Source organism: Gulosibacter sediminis (assembly GCF_023370115.1).
GTDB classification, from domain to species: domain Bacteria; phylum Actinomycetota; class Actinomycetes; order Actinomycetales; family Microbacteriaceae; genus Gulosibacter; species Gulosibacter sediminis_A.
In genome coordinates, this window is record NZ_CP097160.1 from 845,723 (window position 1) to 862,655 (window position 16,933).

Sequence of the window (16,933 nt, forward strand, 5' to 3'; positions counted from 1 at the left end):
GGTGGATCGAAACCGTGCCGATCGGCCAGCGACACGAAGAAGGCCGCTGCCGCCCGTGTATGGCGGGCGGCAGCGGCCGTCGCATCAGGATTGAACGCTATGAAGAGAGGCGATCAGGTTCGACGTCGCCCGACTCGAGTGTCGTGGTCGGGCCGGTGACGACATCCACGAGCGCGTTCTCGTGTCGCTGCGCCTCGAGCTGCTCGGCTTCGGCCCCGCCGATCGCCTCGCCGCGCGCGACGAGCCCGGCCTGATCCGAGAGCGGGATCTGCTTGAGGAACAGCGCGAGGATGAACGCGAGCGCGATGAACGGCAGCAGGTACCAGAACACGGGCGCAAGTGCGTCGGCGTAGGCCGAGATGATGCCCGTGCGCACGTCGTCGGGAAGCGCGTTGAGCGTCTCCGGGTCGATCGTCGAGGCGGCCTGGGATGCCGCATCGGCCGACGCCCCGCTCGTAGCGAAGACGTTCACGAGGTTCTCGGTGAGCCGCGTGGTGAAGATCGTGCCGAACACCGCGGTGCCGAGCGACGCGCCGACCTCACGGAAGTAGTTGTTCGTGCTCGTCGCGGTCCCGATCTCGTCGGCGGGTACCGCGTTCTGCACCACGAGCACCACGACCTGCATGATCAGGCCGAGGCCAACGCCGAAGACGAACAGGAACACACAGGTGAGCCAGATCGGCGTCTCCGCGGTGAGGCTCGTAAACGCGACCATCGCGAGCGCCGTGACGACCGTGCCCAGGATCGGATAGATCTTGTACCGACCGGTCTTCGTGATGAGCAGGCCGGAGGCGATCGAGGTGCCCATCATGCCGACCATCATCGGCACGAGGAGCAAGCCCGAGACCGCGGCCGAGGTTCCGGAGGCCATCTGCAGGAACGTCGGGATGAAGCCGATGGCGGCAAACATGCCGATTCCGAGCATGAGTCCGATCGCGGTGGCGTTGATGAAGACGGGGTTGCGGAAGAGGCTCAGCGGGATGATCGGGTCTTCGGCGCGCGCCTCGGTGAAGACGAACGCGGCTGCCGCCACGACGAAGCCCGCGCCCCACGCCCAGGTCGCGAGCGAGCCCCAACCGAAGGCGGTGTCGCCACCGAAGTCGGCGAAGAAGATGAGGCAGACCGTTGTGATTGAGATGAACACGACGCCGAGAATGTCGATGCGCTTCTCGGGCTTGCGTGACGGCAGCTGGAGCGCGAAGTATGCGATCGCGAACGCTGCAATGCCGATCGGGATGTTGATGTAGAACGCCCACTGCCAGGTGAGGTGGTCGACAAAGTAGCCGCCGAGGAGCGGGCCGGCGACGGCCGAGAGGCCGAACACGGCGCCGAGCGGGCCCATGAACTTGCCTCGCTCGTTCGCCGGCACGATGTCGGCGATGATGGCCTGCGACAGGATCATCATGCCGCCGCCGCCAAGGCCTTGCGCGGCACGGAAGATGACGAACGCCCAGAAGTTGCCCGCGAAGGCGCAGCCAATCGAGGCAAGCGTGAAGATCGCGATCGCGATCAAGAACAGATTGCGGCGGCCGAGGACGTCGCCGAACTTGCCGTAAATCGGCATGACGATCGTGCTGGCGAGCAGGTAGGCGGTCGTGATCCACACCTGGTGGTCGACGCCGCCGAGCTGGCCGACGATCGTCGGCATGGCGGTTGACACGATGGTCTGGTCGAGGCTCGACAACAGCATGCCCGCGATGAGGGCGCCGAAGATGAGCCAGATTCGTCGCCGAGTGAGCAGGAATGGTGCGCCCTGCGCTGCGGAGGTTGGCATTAGCTGGCTTTCTGTGAGGTGGTGAATTCGGCTCGGGCGATTCGCACTCGCTGCAGGAGCAACTCGCGCGGTGAGTCGGTCGAGTGGTGGTGGATGAGTTGGTCGAGAGCGAGCCGGATGAGCGCGCCGATGCCGTGCACGATCACCTCGGCTCGAAGTTGCGTCTCTGGGCTGTCGCCCAAGCGCCGCGTGATGAGTTCGACGTCGCGGAGCTCGTTCTTGTGGAGCTCTCTGAACGCGGCCTTGATCAGGCGAGGCTCGTCTTCGATCGCCGCGAACATCGCCTCGGTGTCTTCGACGGGGTTCACGATCTCCCACCGGGAGATGATCATCTCGACGAAGTCGTCGATCAGGTCGCCCCGGGCAGCAACGAAGTCCTCACCGATCGCGTGTTCGCGGGGGTCGGCCGTGGCGAAGCCATAGCCGAGCACCGCGTTCTCTTTGCACTCGAAGTAATTGAAGAAGGTGCGCCGGGAGACGCCAACGGAGGAACAGAGTTCTTCGATCGTGAAACCGGAGAAGCCAAGTTCGGAGGTCAGCTGGCGGGCATGACAAGTTAACGCCCGGGAAGTTTCGCGTTTGCGCTGCTCCCGGGCGTCAGTTGCACTCTCAATCACAGAGTGCAAGTCTGCACTATTGTTAGTGAAAGTGCAATTGAAATTTTGGTAACGCGGAGTGCGGCTCGTCCGCGGTATCGGCGCGGGGCGTCGTTAGCTGAAATACGTCTCGAGCAGGCGTAGCCAAACCTCACTGATGGTGGGGTAGGAGGGCACCGCGTGCCAGAGCCGGTCGACGGGCACCTCGCCGACGATCGCGATGGTGGCGGAGTGCAGAAGCTCGCTGACGTCCTGGCCGACAATGGTGGCGCCGATGACGACGCGTCGGTCTTCGTCGACGACGAGCTTGGCCCGGCCCGTGTAGCCGTCGGCGTGCAGCGCCGAGCCTGCCACTGCGCCAAGGTCGAACTCGACGGCCCGGATGCGAAACCCACGCCCGCGCGCGCGGGCTTCGGTGAGCCCGACGCTCGCGACCTCGGGGTCGCTGAACACGATGTGGGGCACCGCGTCGTGGTCGGCCGTCGCGACGTGGCGGCCCCAGGGCGCATCATCGAGAGACTGACCCCGTAGGCGCGCGGCGATTGCTTCGCCAGCGGCGCGTGCCTGATATTTGCCCTGATGGGTAAGGAGGGCGCGCCCGTTCACGTCGCCGACCGCGTAGAGCCAGTCGGTGCCAGTCACGAGCATGGTGTCGTCGACCTCGAGCGCGTCGACTCCGGCGGCCTCGAGTCCGAGCCCGTCGGTGTTGGCGCGTCGACCGGTCGACACGAGTAGCTCATCGGCCTCGAGGATCGTGCCGTCGTCGAGCTCGATGCGGACTGCGTTGCGGCCACCATCGTTCGTGGGGAATCGGTCGACTCGACGCGGCGAGACGCCCACGCGCACCTCGGCACCGGCCTCGACCAGCGCATCCGCCACGAGCTGGCCAACGAATGGTTCTTCTTGCCGCAGCAGGCCGCTGCGCGCGAGCAACGTGACCTTCGAACCGAGCGAGGCGTAGGCGTAGGCGAGCTCGACGCCCGCGACGCCGCCACCGAGCACCGCCAGCCGGGGCGGTACCGACCTCGCGGAGGTCGCATCGCGCGTGCCCCAGGGCTCGGCCTCGGCGAGGCCCGGGATGCTCGGCAGCGTTGGCACGGATCCGGTCGCGAGCGCGACGGCGCTCGCGGAATAGGTGTGCTCGCCGACCTGGACGCGACCCGGCGCCACGAGCCGCCCCGTGCCGCGGAGCAGCTCGATGCCCGCCGACTCGAGCCACGCAACCTGACCGTCGTCGCGCCAGTTGCTCGTGAACGCCGTGCGGCGCCGGAGCACCGCCTCGACGTCGATCTCGCCAATGGCCTGCTTCGCGCCGTCGACACGTCGCGCTGCGGCGAGCGCCTGGCCGCTGCGGAGGAGTGCCTTCGACGGCATGCACGCCCAGTATGAGCATTCGCCGCCGACGAGTTCGGCCTCGACGATGGCCGCGCGCAGGCCCTGCTTCGCGGCGTAGTCGGCGACGTTCTCGCCGACGGGGCCTGCGCCGATGACGACGAGGTCGTAGTCGACGGCGCGTGGCCCGACGGGTGCGTTCTGCGTTGACATGTCAGCTCCTGCGATCGAACGAATGCGCCCAGCGAAGCACAGCTACTCGGGCCAAACCCCAGAACTTCCGCGTCGGTGGGAGCCCATGAGGTGGGTGTCGATCATGCCGACGGCCTCCATGAGCGCGTACATGGTGGTCGGGCCGACAAACGAGAATCCCTCCTTGCGGAGCGCCTTGGCCAAAGCGACCGATTCCGCCGACCGGCTCGGCACCTCCTCAGCTGACCGTGGCGCCGGCGTAACGGCCGGCTGAAACGACCAGACAAACTCGCTCAGCCCACCTTTGTCGCGCAATTGCACCGTGGCGCGGGCATTGCCGATGGTGGCCATGATCTTCGCGCGATTGCGTACGATTGCCGCGTCACCGAGCAGACGTTCGACGTCGCGCTCGTCGTACTCGGCCACGACGTCGGGGTGGAAGTCGTCGAACGCCGCGCGGAAGGCGGGCCGCTTGCGCAGGATGGTCGCCCACGACAGCCCGGACTGGAAGGCCTCGAGGCTGAGCCGCTCGAACATGCCGTGCTCGTCGCGCACCGGCATGCCCCATTCGGTGTCGTAGTAGTCGCGCAGCAGTTCGTCGCTGCTCGCCCAGAGTGGCCGGGCGAGACCATCGTCGCCGATGACGAGGCCGGGGGTCAGGTCGATAATGGAGGGCTGAGTCGCGGTAGGGGTGTGGTCGCTCATGTCGTCTGCTCCAGTTCGAGAAGGGTGGATTTGGCGTCGAGGCCGCCGATGTAGCCGCCGAGGGTTCCGTCGGCGCGCAGCACGCGGTGGCACGGCACCACGATGGGGAGGGGATTGGTCGCGCACGCGGTGCCGACCGCGCGCACGGCCTTGGGATTGTCGACGTGCTCGGCGACCTCACGGTAGGACTCGGTGCGCCCGTAGTCGATGTGCGGCAGGTACCGCTGCACCGACTGACGGAAGCCGTTGGAGAGCGCGAAGTCGAGCCGGAGGTCGAACGAGCGGCGGCGGCCGGCGAAGTATTCGTCGAGTTCCCGAGCAGCGTCGTCGAGTTGGTGGGGCGCACGAAGCACTCGGGGGCTGACCTTGGCAGCGAGTCGCTCGAGCACGGCGTCAAAATCCTCGCGCTCATAGGCCACCCGCACGAGACCGCGCTCGGTGGCGGCGAGCAAGAGCGGGCCGACTGGGCTGTCGACGGTGCGGTAGGCGACGTCGAGGAGACCTCGTCGGTTCGCTTGCTCGGCCAAGTGGCCGCGGAGCGAGGTGAGATCAACCGGCCCGAGCGGCAGGTAGTCGGGGGAGAGGTTTGGTGTGGGGCCGGGCATCAGTGGCCTCCCTTCAAGGAGTCTTCAGGTGCAAACGTTTTGCGGAGGGTGCGCATGCCGTTGGCCGCAGCTCGGCGCACCGCGGCCTCGGTGCTGCCAATGAGTTCGGCCGTTTGGGCATGGGTGAGTCCGCCGAAGAAGTGGTACGCGATGGCGAACCGCTGTTGTTCGGGGAGGGTGCCGACAGCGCGCCAAAGGTCATCCTCGTCGCGCTCGGGCACGCCCAGCTCGGTGCGCGATTCGGGCACATCGGCGACCGGGACCGCGTGCCTCGCCCGGGCTCTGGTGACGTCGATGGCCTTGCGATAGGCAACGCGCACCAGCCACGCCTCGACGTTCGTGTCGGGTGGTAACTCTGGCCAGGTTTCAAGGGCCGCCAGAAACGTCTCCGACCAGGCATCGTCAGCGTCGGCGGTCGCCCCGAGCACCGCGCGACAGACGCGCAGCACCGTGACGCCGTGACGCTCGACGGCCTGGTCGAAGGGTTGCTTCATGCTCACACAAGGTAGACGCATCAGAACGGTAAAACGTGACCCCTGTGGATGAGTTTTTTTGTGGGAGTTTTCTTGAGCCGAGTTGCCGGGAGAGTGCGGGCGGACGCGGTGCCAGTTCCTGCCGCATCCGATTTCGGGAAAACGCGGGATGCGCGGGGCGGCCGACCGAAGCCGACCAGTCCCGCGCATCCGCTAGTTCGCGCTAGGCCGACTGCTGCTCGCGTCGGCGCTGCAGCACGAGGAGCGCGCCGCCCGCGACGAGGAGAGCGAGGACGAGCGTGATCATCGGTGCCGTGTTAGCACCGGTCGTCGCAAGGTCGCCGTCGGCTGCAGGGGCCGCCGGGTCGTCATCGGAACTCGGGATTGCCGATGCCGTGGCCAACTCGGTCGCCGTCGCGGACTCGGTCGCCGTGGGCGTGGGCGTGGGCGTGACGGTCGGCACTACCGGCGTCGTCGCGGTGGGTGTGGCCGTCGGCGTGGGAGTCGCGGTCGGCGTTGGTGTGGGGGTCGGAGTGGGCGTCGGCTCGCCTCCATCGCCGCCACCGTCTGCCTTGAGCTCTTCGGTCCAGCAGTTGTCTTGCGCGTACAAATCGGTGTACCCCGCGGGAACCAGCACACATGCGCTGAGGGGGCTGCCGGGCACCTCGGCCGTCAACTCGAGGCCAAGTCGCACGGTGACCGATTCACCCGAGGCGAGCTGCGCGTCGCCGGTAATGAGGTAGGTGCCTTCGCTCTCGAGTTCGGCCGTGAAGCCGTCGGTGAGGACGAACGGGTCGCGGGCCTGCATGTTGTCGCCGAGCGTCACGCGAATCGCCACCGGGGCAGTCCGGCCGGCGCCAACCGTAAAAATATCGGAGTTCGTCACGGTAAGCGAGTAGTCGATGGGCGTACCAACGGCGCCGGTGATGCCGTACCAGTCGAGCCCGTAGTCGCCCTCGACCTCGGTATCGAGCGAAAGGTCGACGTCGCTGTTCGCGACAAAGAGCTGACAGGAAGTGAGCGTGCCCGCAGTGAGGGTCAGTGCGTCGCCGAACTCGTTGCCGATGTGTCCCGTGCATCCCCAGAGGTAGACGGACCACTCGCTGATGTCGAAACCGGCCTGGGCGTTGGCGGAGGCACTCAGCACCGGGGTGTAATCACCCGCGGGCACCGATATTTCGCCCTCGGCGGGAATCGCGTGAACCGTGCCCGAGGCATCTCGCAGCCCGAGTTCGAAGTCCGACTCCGTGCCGACCGGAGTGGGTTGGCCGTCGGCTCCATCGCCGATCAAGACCGAGAGGTCGATCGAAACGCGAGGTTCGGCGAGTTGGCCAGCCGGTCGGTACTCGGCGATACAGGCGATTGAGAGTTCGCCGACCGGCACGTTCCAGCCACTCGTGCTGCTACCGGTGACGCTTGCCACGGCGGTCGGGAGCTCGGCGTTGTTCGCGTCGAACTCGTAGCAGGCGAACGTGGCCAACTCGAGGGCGTCTTGGAAAGGGTCGATAGTGACGTGATAGGTGCCGGCGGGTGCGTCATCGGCGTTGATGCCCCAGGGATTGTCCTGCTCAACGCTGTTGTAGCTCGCCGCCGCCGACGTCGCGGTGACGTCCCACGGCTCGTCGTAGGGAAGAATGACGGTCTGCCCGTTCTCATCGAGTACGACGCCGGATACCGTAAAGAATTGGCCTGGCGCGGCGTTCGCGGCACCGCTGCCGAGGCCGATGAGTCCGGCGCCCGCGAGCGCCCCTAGTGCGACGACCGAGGCCGTCCTTTTCCCGAGTCTTGCTCTGCGCTGCACTACGTTCGTCCTTCGCTCAGGGCGAGAGCACCGCGCTCCCAGGTCACCCCCAGCTCATCGTGACCTCGGCGTTACGAATTCGGAATCACCCGAAGTCAACGACGATCGTTGACGTTTGGTGACTCGACGTCGGGCGTCGTACTCGCCCGCGTGATGAAACCCGACTCGAATGCGAGCACGACCGCCTGCACCCGGCTCGAGAGCCCGAGTTTGCCGAGGATGCGGTTGACGTAGGTCTTCACGGTCTTCTCACTGAGGAAGAGCGTCTCGCCGATCTCGGCGTTCGAGCGGCCCCGGCCGATTTCGCGGAAGACCTCGAGCTCTCGCTGGGTGAGCGTCATGAGCACCTCGGGCACCTCGCCGGGCTCGTCGACGCCACCCGACGAGGCGGGGTTGAGGCCGGCGAAACCCGCGGCCAGGCGTTCCAGCACGAGTGGGTCGAACCAGCGTCGCCCATCCCGAGCTGCCTGCACCGCGAAGCGGAGTTCCTCGGCCGAGCAGGTTTTGAGGAGGTACCCACGCGCGCCCGCCCGCAGGGCCTCGCGCACGTGCTCGTCATCGGGCAGCGTCGTCAGCATGATCACCGCGGCCTGCGGCGTGCGCTCGAGCACCTGGGCGGTCGCGGTGATGCCATCAACGACGGGCATCGCCACATCCATCAACACGACATCGATCGCGTTGTCGGCCACGAACGCTGCGGCCGGTGCGCCGTCGGGCAACGTACCCACCACCTCGATATCCGGCTCGCTCGCAAGAATCGCCGCGATCCCCTCGCGCGAGAGCTCGTGGTCGTCGACGACTACGACGCGGATCACGGCCGCACCCCGTCGCCGTGGCGCATGCCCTCCGGATCGTCAAGCGGCACGCGGCCGACGGGCCAACTCGCGTTCACCTCGAAGCCGCCGCAGTCACCGACCGGCCCCCAGGTAATAGCGCCGCCGCGCGCATCCACCCGGTCGCGCAGCCCGGCCAAACCTGAGCCGGTGCCGACCGAGTCGATCGTCGGCAGCAGCGGCGCTTCGTTGCGCACCATGATGTGTACCCGTCCGTTCTCGAGAGCGACCCGCACGTCGACTCTCGAACCCTGCGCGTAGCGCGAGGCATTCGTGAGCGACTCTTGCACGACACGGTACGCGAGCTCATCGCCGCGTAGGGAGTCGTAGATGTGCGGCGAGACGCGCAGGCCGAGGTCGGCTGCCCCTTCGACGAGTCGCCACACGTCGAGCCCTGCGTCGCTCGGTTGCAGCAGCCGCGCGATGACCGCGAGTTCGTGCGAGGCGTGCGCGGTCGTGACGAGCACACGCCCGAGCGCGGCTTCACTCTCGTCGGGGTCGTCGTCGAGGCGGACGCGCGCGAGCTGCGCCTGCAGGCTCACGCTCGCGATGGCGTGGCTCACGACGTCGTGGAGTTCGCGGGCGACGCGCACTCGTTCTTCGCGGGCCGCGCCGATGCGCACCGCAGCGAGCTGCGCCGTGAGCTTCGCCGCGCGGGCTTCCTCGCGTTGCAACACCGCGTCGCGGTCGCTCCACGCGAGCCCGCCGACGACGCCGAGAAACACGACGAGCAGCGAGAACCCGACGCCCTCGCGGCCATGGTTCATGCCGAGCACGGGTGACGCGATGGTAACGAGTGCGATCGCCCAGGTTCGCTGCCGTGACTCGGCCTGCGCGATGCGCCAACACAGCGCGGCGACAGGGAATGCGCAGGGCGTAAGCGCCTCGGGCGGATGCGGTGAGTCAAGCGCCGCGGTGACGAGCGCCGCGGCCGCCGCGAGCGCCGCCGGGAGAGGGAACTGTCGGGCAAGCAGCGCGGCCGCGGGCAGTATGAGCGCGGGCACGAGGGACACCGGCCGGTACCAGTCGCTGTCGAGGGGCGCCGAGAAGAGCAGCATGACGAGGGTACCGACGACCGCGAGCAGCGCGCCGAATATGAGGCGTCGTCGCGGCGTCAGCGGCGGTTTGGCCGGCCCGGAACTGCGCTTGTGCGCCACGGCGGGCGGCACGGATTGAAGGGCACTGAGCGTGACGTGGAGCCGCTGGATCGCGGCCTTCGCCGCATCCTGAATCGCCCGGATGCGGTCGTCGCGTGGCGCCTGCAACGCGAACGTCGTGCGCTGCTGAATCTGCGTGAGGGCGGTGCCGAGCGTGTCGATCGAGTCGTTGACGACGCGCTGCCGCTCGACTTCGGCGACACTCTGGGCGACGCGGGCGACGTCGATCGCCGCGAGCCGTTCGGCCTCGTGCACCGCGGCGAGCGCCGAGTCGGCGCGCCGACCCGCGATGTGGCCGAAGAGCCAGGGCGTGGCATAGACGATGAACTGGGTGGGGATCGACTCGATCGTCGCGCCGTCGCGCAGCAGCGTGGTGCCGATCTGCGCGAGCAAAAACGCCACCCCGACGCTGATGGGCGCGCGCGAGCGCCCCAACATGAACAGGGCCCCGATGACGGGCAGCAGCACCTCGGTGCGCCCGTATTCGACCTCGAAACCCGCCGACATCAGGCTCGCGGCGAGGGTCACGACATTGCCGGCGATCGGCCGATTCATGAGCATCGCGGCGCCGGCGACGGATACCGGCACGACGCTCCACACCCACGGCGATGCCGGCGGGCTCAAGAAATAGGTCGTCCACACACCCACGAGAACGACGAAGATCCAGTGCCGGTGGCTGCGCCACCGCAAACCCGCCATGAGGTCACTCTAGAGCGGGCGTGGCGCCTCGGCGAGTGCATTTCGAATGAGAGTTAGAGCCGCTCGATGACGGTCGCGTTCGCCATACCCGCGCCCTCGCACATCGTCTGTAGCCCGTAGCGTCCGCCGCTCGCCTCGAGCTGGTTGAGGAGCGTTGCGAGCAGCCGCGTGCCCGATGAGCCGACCGCGTGGCCGAGGGCGAGGGCGCCGCCGCGCGGGTTGAGCCGCTCCATCGGCGCGCCGGTCTCGCGCTGCCACGCGAGCGCGACCGAAGAAAAGGCCTCGTTCACCTCGAAGGCGTCGAGGTCGTCGATGCCAAGGCCGGCCCGCTTCAGAACGCGTTCGGTCGCCGGGATCGGCCCGGTCAGCATGAGAATCGGGTCGTCGCCGACGACCGAGAACGCGACGAAGCGGGCGCGCGGTCGCAGGCCGAGCGCATCGGCTCGCTCGCGGGACATGATCAGCGCGGCCGAGGCGCCGTCGGTGAGGGGTGAGGAGTTGCCGGGCGTCACTTTCCAGTCGAGCTCGGGGAAGCGCCGGGTGTACTCGGGCGTCGCGAACGCGGGCGAAAGGCCGGCGAGGGATGCGGAGGTCGTGCTCGGCCGCACCGTTTCGTCGACGAGATGCGCACCCGCCTCGGTTTCGATCGGCACGAGCTCGGCGTCGAAGTCGCCCGCGCTCGCGGCGGCCGCGGAAAGCGCGTGCGAGCGGGCCGCATAGTCGTCGAGCTCGGCGCGCGAGAAGCCCCACTTCGCGGCGATGAGCTCGGCCGAGACGCCCTGGTGCACGAGGCCCTCGGGGTAGCGGGCGCGCACGCGCGGGCCGAGTGCATCCTGCCCCGCGGTCGAGGAGCCGAGCGGCACGCGGCTCATCGACTCGACGCCACACGCGATCACGACGTCCTGGCTACCCGACATGATCGCCTGCGCTGCAAAGGTCGCGGCCTGCTGGCTGGAGCCGCACTGCCGGTCGATCGTCGTCGCGGGCAGGGTGTGCGGAAACCCGGCGGCGAGCACGGCGGTGCGGCCGATGTTGCCGCCCTGCTCACCGACCTGGCTCACGTTGCCGGCGATGACGTCGTCGATGAGTTCGGGGTCGAGGCCAGTGCGCTCGACGAGCTGCTCGAGCACCGAGGCGAGCAGGTCGACGGGATGCACGCCTGAGAGCGCGCCGCCCGGCTTGCCGCGACCCGACGCGGTCCGTACCGCGTCGACGATGACTGCTTCGCGCATCCGTCGCCCCTTTGCTAGCGCGAGCGCTTCGCGATGTCGCGGCCGATGATCTCTTTCATGATCTCGGTCGTGCCGCCGTAGATCGACTGCACGCGCGAGTCGCGGAAGGCCCGCGCGATCGGGTATTCCTCCATGAAGCCGTAGCCGCCGTGCAACTGTAGGCTGCGGGTGATAACGCGCTGCTCGAGCTCGGTCGCCCACCACTTCGCCTTCGATGCCTCGACCGTCGTGAGCTCGCCGTCGTTGAGCGCGAGGATGCAGCGCTCGACGTACGCGCGCGTGATGTCGATCTCGGTCTCGAGCTCGGCGAGGGTGAATCGCACCGTGGCAAGGTCACCGATGGTCTGGCCGAACGCGCTGCGGTTGAACACGTACTCGCGGCCCCAGTCGTAGGCCGTTTCGGCCGAGGCGAGCGCCGCCGCGCCGATCGAGATGCGCTCGCGGGGGAGCCGCTCGAGCAAATAGATGAGACCCTGCCCGGCCTCGCCGAGGAGGTTTGCGGCGGGCACCCGAACGTCGCTGAAGAACAGCTCGGCCGTGTCTTGTGAGTGGAGGCCGACCTTGTCGAGCTTGCGGCCGTGCTCGAAGCCGGGCATGCCGTTCTCGACCACGAAAAGCGAGTAGCCGTGCGAGCCCGCGTCGGGGTCGGTGCGGGCGAACACGAGCACGAGCGACGCGTTCACGCCGTTCGTGATGAACGTCTTCGAGCCGTTGAGCACCCAGTCGTCGCCGTCGCGCTCGGCGTGGGTGCGGATACCCTGCAGATCGCTGCCGGCGCCGGGCTCGGTCATGGCCACGGCGCTGAGTCGCGTGCCGTCGGCCATGCCGGGCAGCCAGCGCTCGCGCTGCTCATCGGTCGCGAGGTCGAGCAAGTAGGCGATGACGATGTCGTCGTGCACGCCGAAGGCCGCGTTGACGCTCGGAGCCTGCGCCCGCGAGAGCTCCTCGTTGATGACCATGCGGAAGCGGTAATCGTCGAGGCCCATGCCGCCGTACTGCTCGGGAATCGCGAGGCCGACGAGCCCGGTCTCGCCCATCTTCGGGTAGAGCTCGAGCGGCAGCCCACCGTCGGCCTCCCACCGCGCGTAGTTCGGCGTGATCTCGCGCGCGATGAAGTCGCGCACCAGCTCGCGAAACTCCTGGTGGTCATCGTCATAGAACGTGGAACGCATTGTGCTTACCTCGCAGCCATTCGAATCGCTCCGTCGAGCCGAATCGTCTCGCCGTTGAGCATGGGGTTGTCAATGATCTGGGTAACGAGGAGCGCGAACTCTTCGGGGCGGCCGAGCCGGGCCGGATGCGGTACCTGCTTGCCGAGCGACTCGCGCGCCGCCTCGGGCAGCGCCGCGAGCAGGGGCGTGTCGAACGTGCCCGGGGCGATCGTGTCGACGCGGATCTGATATTCGGCGAGCTCGCGCGCGATCGGCAGCGTCATCGCGTGAATCGCGCCCTTCGACGCCGAATAGGCGGCCTGGCCGATCTGCCCGTCGAAGGCGGCGACCGACGCAGTATTGACCACGACGCCGCGCTCTTCGCCGAGCGGGTCGAGGCGGAGCATCCGCTCGGTCGCGAGCCGAATCACGTTGAACGTGCCGACGACGTTGATCGCAAGCACGCGCTCGAAGCGGTCGAGCGGGTGCGGGCCGTGCTTCGAGACGACCTTGAGGGCCTCGGCAACGCCGGCGCAGTTGACGACGACGCGGAGGTCGCCGAGCTCGGCCGCGGCGTCGAGGGCGGCCGCGACCTGCTGCTCGTCGCGCACATCCGCGTCGGCGAAGGCGATGCCCGGCTCGGCAGCGAGGGCGTCGGTCGCCGGCGTGCCCGGCAGGTCGACGACGAGCACCCGCGCGCCGCGGTCGCGCAGCCGTTTCGCGGTGGCGAGGCCAAGGCCCGAGGCGCCCCCGGTGACGACCGCTACCTGGTCAGTGACGTCCATGTCGACCTTTCCGCCGACCGCCGCCGTTGGCGGTCGCGCGCGTACCGCCCACCGTAGTCACGCCACCGCAAAAGTTCATGGAGGCGGCGGCGTGCGGCGGCTACTCGCCGCGGAACTCCGGGTCGCGCTTCTCGCGGAAGGCAGCCATGCCCTCCTTCTGGTCGTGCAGCGAGAACCCCGAGGTGAACGCCTGCTGCTCGTAGCGCACGCCGTCGGTGATGCCGGAGTCCTGCGAGACGCGCAGCGCGTTTTTCATGGCGTAGATGACGGGCAGCGACTTTGCGGCGATCGTCTCGGCCACCTTGGTCGCCTCGTCGAGCAGTTCGGCGGCCGGCACGACGCGCGAGACGAGGCCCGCGCGGTCGGCCTCATCGGCGTGCATGACGCGCGCCGTGAACAGCATCTCGGCGGCCTTGTACTTGCCGATCGCGGCGGGCAGGCGCTGCGAGCCGCCCATGCCGGGAATCACGCCGAGATTGATCTCGGGCTGGCCGAACTTCGCGGTGTCGGCGGCGAGGATGATGTCGCACATCATCGCCAGCTCGCAGCCGCCGCCGAGCGCGAAGCCCGCGACGGCGGCGATGACGGGCGTGCGCATCGCGGTGAAGGCGTCCCAGCGAGCGAACGGGCCGTTGAGGAACATGCTCGCGTAGCTGCGGTCGGCCATCTCGAGAATGTCGGCGCCGGCGGCGAAGGCACGTTCCGAGCCCGTGATGACGATGGCGCCGATCTCGGGGTCGGCATCGTAGGCGAGCGCGGCCTCGATGATCTCGCCGCTGAGCTGCAGGTTGAGCGCGTTGAGCGCCTCGGGCCGGTTCAGCGTGATGTAGCCGACGCGGTTGCGGGTTTCGGTGAGGATGAGGTCGTACTGCGGCACGGATGCTCCTAGCGTGCGGTGGCGGCGCGGGCGGCGGCCCTCGTGTGGCCAATTATGCTGGCGGAATGACAACACCCGCCGAGTACTGGCGCCAGGTGCGCGACGTGAAGCCCGAGCTGCCGGAAGCGGTGCCCGAAGCGTGGGCCTTCGGCGCGACCCCGGCGCACGCCGACGAGCTGCTCGCGTTGGTGCTCGCCGGCACGAAGACCTCGACGGCCTCGTCGCTCTGGGACTTCGAGGCGACCGGCGAGGCCATGCCCCGCGAGGGCGAGCACAGCATCCTGCTCGACGGGGTGGGCGAGCCCCGCGCGGTCATCGAGACGACGCAGGTGCGCATCCGCCCCTTTGACGAGGTGGATGCGCGCCACGCGCACGCCGAGGGTGAGGGCGACCGCACGCTCGCGCACTGGCGCGCGGTGCACGAGCGGTTCTGGCGCGAATACTCCGAGAACCCGCGCGGGTTCGAGCCCGATATGCCGGTCGTGTGCGAGGCGTTCGTGCTCGTGTATTCGTGAGCGGGCGCCGCTAGCTGCCGGCGCGCATCCGCCTCGCGCTCGCCTCGGGCGTCAGGTCGAGGCGGCGCAGCAGCTGCGCGTTGAGCGCGACCACGATCGTCGACAGCGACATGAGGATCGCGCCGACGCTCATCGGCAGCACGAAGCCGATCGGTGCGAGGACGCCCGCGGCGAGCGGCACCGAGATGAGGTTGTAGCCAGCCGCCCACCAGAGGTTCTGGCGCATCTTGCGGTAGCTCGCACGCGACAGTTCGATCACCGAGAGTACCGAGCGGGGATCGCTCGACGCGAGCACGACGCCAGCCGAGGCGATGGCAACGTCGGTGCCGGCGCCGATCGCGATGCCGACGTCGGCCTGGGCGAGGGCCGGGGCGTCGTTGACGCCGTCGCCGACCATTGCGACGCGCTTGCCTTCGCGCTGCAACTCGGCGACCTTCGCCGACTTGTCCTCGGGGCGCACACCCGCGAATACGCGGTCCATGCTGAGCTCGGCCGCGACAGATTCGGCGACGGCCTGGGCGTCGCCGGTGATCATGACGAGCTCGACCCCCTGCGCGTGCAGGGCGGCCACGGCGTCGCGTGACTCGGAACGAACCTCGTCGGCGAGCCGCAGCGCGCCGATGATCTCGCCGTCGGCGAGTACGTGGAGCAAGATGGCGCCCTCGGCGTGCCAGGCCGCGGCCGGGGCAGCCTCGGCGAGTCCATGCTGCTCGAGCAGGTACGGGCCGCCGACCTCGATGGTGCGGCCCTCGACGGATGCGCGCACGCCGACCGCGGGCGAGCTCGAGAAGTCGGTGGCGCTCGCGAGCGCGAGGCCGCGGTGCTCGGCTGCGCCGACGATCGCGCGGGCGAGCGGGTGCTCGCTGTCGGACTCGGCGGCGGCCGCGAACGCGAGCACCGCATCCGCCTCGAGGCCCGAGGTGGGCTCGATGTCGGTGACGGTCGGCTCGCCCTTCGTGAGGGTGCCGGTCTTGTCGAAGAGCACGGCGTTGACCGAGCGCATCGACTCGAGTGCGAGGCGGTCCTTGACGAGCACGCCGCCGCGGGCCGCGCGCTCGGTCGCGATCGACACGACAAGCGGAATCGCGAGGCCGAGCGCGTGCGGGCAGGCGATGACGAGCACGGTGATGGTGCGCACGACCGCCTCGTCGGGCAGGCCGACGAGTGACCAGGCGACCGCGGTGATGGCCGCGGCGCCGAGGGCAAACCAGAACAGCCAGCCGGCCGCCGTGTCGGCGATGCGCTGCGCGCGCGAAGACGAGGCCTGCGCGTCGGACACGAGCTTCTGGATGCCCGCCAGCGTCGTGTCGTCGCCGGTGGCGGTGACGCGGATGCGCAGGGCCGAGTCGGTCGCGACGGTACCGGCGACGACGTGGTCACCGACGCCTCGGCGCTGGGTCGTGGACTCGCCGGTGACCATCGCCTCGTTCATCGCGGCGGCGCCGTCGACGATCTCGCCGTCGGCCGGCACGGTCGCGCCGGGGCGCACGAGCACAACGTCGCCGACGGCAAGCTCGGCGGGGGAGACCGTCTCGGTCGTGTCGCCGACGACGCGCTCGGCCTCGTCGGGGAGGAGCGCCGCGAGCGAGTCGAGGGCCGAGGTGGTTTGCGCGAGCGAGCGCATCTCGACCCAGTGGCCGAGCAGCATGATCACGATGAGCAGCGCGAGCTCCCACCAGAAGTCGAGCTCGTGGTGGAGCAGTCCGAGGCTCGCGCCCCACGAAGCGAGGAACGCGACCGTGATCGCAAGGCCGATGAGGAGCATCATGCCCGGCTTACGGCTGCGGATCTCACTCACCGCGCCGGTGAGGAACGGGCGGCCGCCCCACACGTACATGACCGTGCCGAGCACTGGCGAGACCCACGCGAGCCAGGCCACGTCGGGCAACTCGTAGCCAATGATGCTCGCGAACATGGCGCTGGCTGCGACGACCGGGATTGCGATGACGAGCATGAGCCAGAAGAGGCGGCGGAATTGGCCGACGTGATCGCCGTGGCCTGCATGACCGCCGTGTCCGGCGTGCATGTCGTGACCGGCGTGCATGTCGTGTCCAGCGTGTGCGTCGTGTCCCTCGTGGCTCGAGTGATCGGCGTGCTTCACGTGGCCGGCGTGCATATCGTGCGATCCGTGACCCGCATGAGCATCGTGCCCACTGTGACCGGCAGGCAGCTCGTGCCCGGCGTGCGGATCGGCGCTCGGCTGAGC

General features: G+C 68.7%; 15 protein-coding genes. 1 reads left to right on the forward strand and 14 read right to left on the reverse strand.

The features are described 5' to 3' along the window. Positions 1 to 97: 97 nt before the first annotated feature. The 13 genes from M3M28_RS03830 to M3M28_RS03890 form a co-directional block, all read right to left on the reverse strand. A complete protein-coding gene (locus M3M28_RS03830; RefSeq protein ID WP_249387513.1) occupies positions 98 to 1,774 on the reverse strand; it encodes an MDR family MFS transporter in 1,677 nt (558 codons plus the stop codon). Then, a complete protein-coding gene (locus tag M3M28_RS03835; RefSeq protein ID WP_249387514.1) occupies positions 1,774 to 2,391 on the reverse strand; it encodes a TetR/AcrR family transcriptional regulator in 618 nt (205 codons plus the stop codon). The genes M3M28_RS03830 and M3M28_RS03835 overlap by 1 nt, the downstream gene beginning before the upstream one ends. Before the next feature lie 93 nt (positions 2,392 to 2,484). Then, positions 2,485 to 3,915 carry a dihydrolipoyl dehydrogenase family protein gene (locus M3M28_RS03840; protein WP_249387515.1) on the reverse strand — a complete coding sequence of 477 codons (1,431 nt, stop codon included), beginning with the start codon at positions 3,913 to 3,915 and terminating at the stop codon, positions 2,485 to 2,487. A 42-nt stretch (positions 3,916 to 3,957) separates the two neighbouring features. Next, entirely contained in the window at positions 3,958 to 4,599 is a 642-nt protein-coding gene (locus M3M28_RS03845) for a DNA-3-methyladenine glycosylase I (RefSeq protein ID WP_249387516.1), read from the reverse strand. Further along, on the reverse strand, positions 4,596 to 5,204 hold the full coding sequence (locus M3M28_RS03850; RefSeq protein ID WP_249387517.1) for a methylated-DNA--[protein]-cysteine S-methyltransferase: 609 nt from the start codon (positions 5,202 to 5,204) through the stop codon (positions 4,596 to 4,598). Before M3M28_RS03850 ends, M3M28_RS03845 begins: the two co-directional genes overlap by 4 nt. After that, complete coding sequence (locus M3M28_RS03855; protein WP_249387518.1) at positions 5,204 to 5,698, reverse strand: RNA polymerase sigma factor; 495 nt, start codon at positions 5,696 to 5,698, stop codon at positions 5,204 to 5,206. The genes M3M28_RS03850 and M3M28_RS03855 overlap by 1 nt, the downstream gene beginning before the upstream one ends. A gap of 202 nt (positions 5,699 to 5,900) precedes the next feature. Further along, positions 5,901 to 7,478: a hypothetical protein gene (locus tag M3M28_RS03860; protein ID WP_249387519.1), complete on the reverse strand. Its 1,578-nt coding sequence runs from the start codon at positions 7,476 to 7,478 to the stop codon at positions 5,901 to 5,903. A 95-nt stretch (positions 7,479 to 7,573) separates the two neighbouring features. Beyond that, positions 7,574 to 8,293, reverse strand: a complete 720-nt coding sequence (locus M3M28_RS03865; RefSeq protein ID WP_249387520.1) for a response regulator transcription factor — start codon at positions 8,291 to 8,293, stop codon at positions 7,574 to 7,576. Next, positions 8,290 to 10,167, reverse strand: coding sequence for a sensor histidine kinase (locus M3M28_RS03870; protein ID WP_249387521.1), 1,878 nt, complete (start codon positions 10,165 to 10,167; stop codon positions 8,290 to 8,292). Before M3M28_RS03870 ends, M3M28_RS03865 begins: the two co-directional genes overlap by 4 nt. A 53-nt stretch (positions 10,168 to 10,220) precedes the next feature. Further along, positions 10,221 to 11,399: a thiolase family protein gene (locus M3M28_RS03875; RefSeq protein ID WP_249387522.1), complete on the reverse strand. Its 1,179-nt coding sequence runs from the start codon at positions 11,397 to 11,399 to the stop codon at positions 10,221 to 10,223. 14 nt (positions 11,400 to 11,413) lie between these two features. Then, positions 11,414 to 12,571, reverse strand: a complete 1,158-nt coding sequence (locus M3M28_RS03880) for an acyl-CoA dehydrogenase family protein (RefSeq protein ID WP_249387523.1) — start codon at positions 12,569 to 12,571, stop codon at positions 11,414 to 11,416. A gap of 5 nt (positions 12,572 to 12,576) precedes the next feature. Beyond that, complete coding sequence (locus M3M28_RS03885; protein WP_249387524.1) at positions 12,577 to 13,335, reverse strand: SDR family NAD(P)-dependent oxidoreductase; 759 nt, start codon at positions 13,333 to 13,335, stop codon at positions 12,577 to 12,579. A gap of 100 nt (positions 13,336 to 13,435) precedes the next feature. Further along, positions 13,436 to 14,212, reverse strand: a complete 777-nt coding sequence (locus M3M28_RS03890; protein ID WP_249387525.1) for an enoyl-CoA hydratase-related protein — start codon at positions 14,210 to 14,212, stop codon at positions 13,436 to 13,438. Between the two features lie 65 nt (positions 14,213 to 14,277). Between M3M28_RS03890 and M3M28_RS03895 the strand changes: the two genes are divergently transcribed. Beyond that, positions 14,278 to 14,727, forward strand: a complete 450-nt coding sequence (locus tag M3M28_RS03895) for an ASCH domain-containing protein (protein WP_249387526.1) — start codon at positions 14,278 to 14,280, stop codon at positions 14,725 to 14,727. A gap of 10 nt (positions 14,728 to 14,737) precedes the next feature. On the opposite strand, the gene M3M28_RS03900 is transcribed toward M3M28_RS03895, so the two are convergent. After that, positions 14,738 to 16,828 (reverse strand): heavy metal translocating P-type ATPase, encoded by a 2,091-nt coding sequence (locus M3M28_RS03900; RefSeq protein WP_249387980.1) that lies wholly within the window; start codon positions 16,826 to 16,828, stop codon positions 14,738 to 14,740. Positions 16,829 to 16,933: the final 105 nt, after the last annotated feature.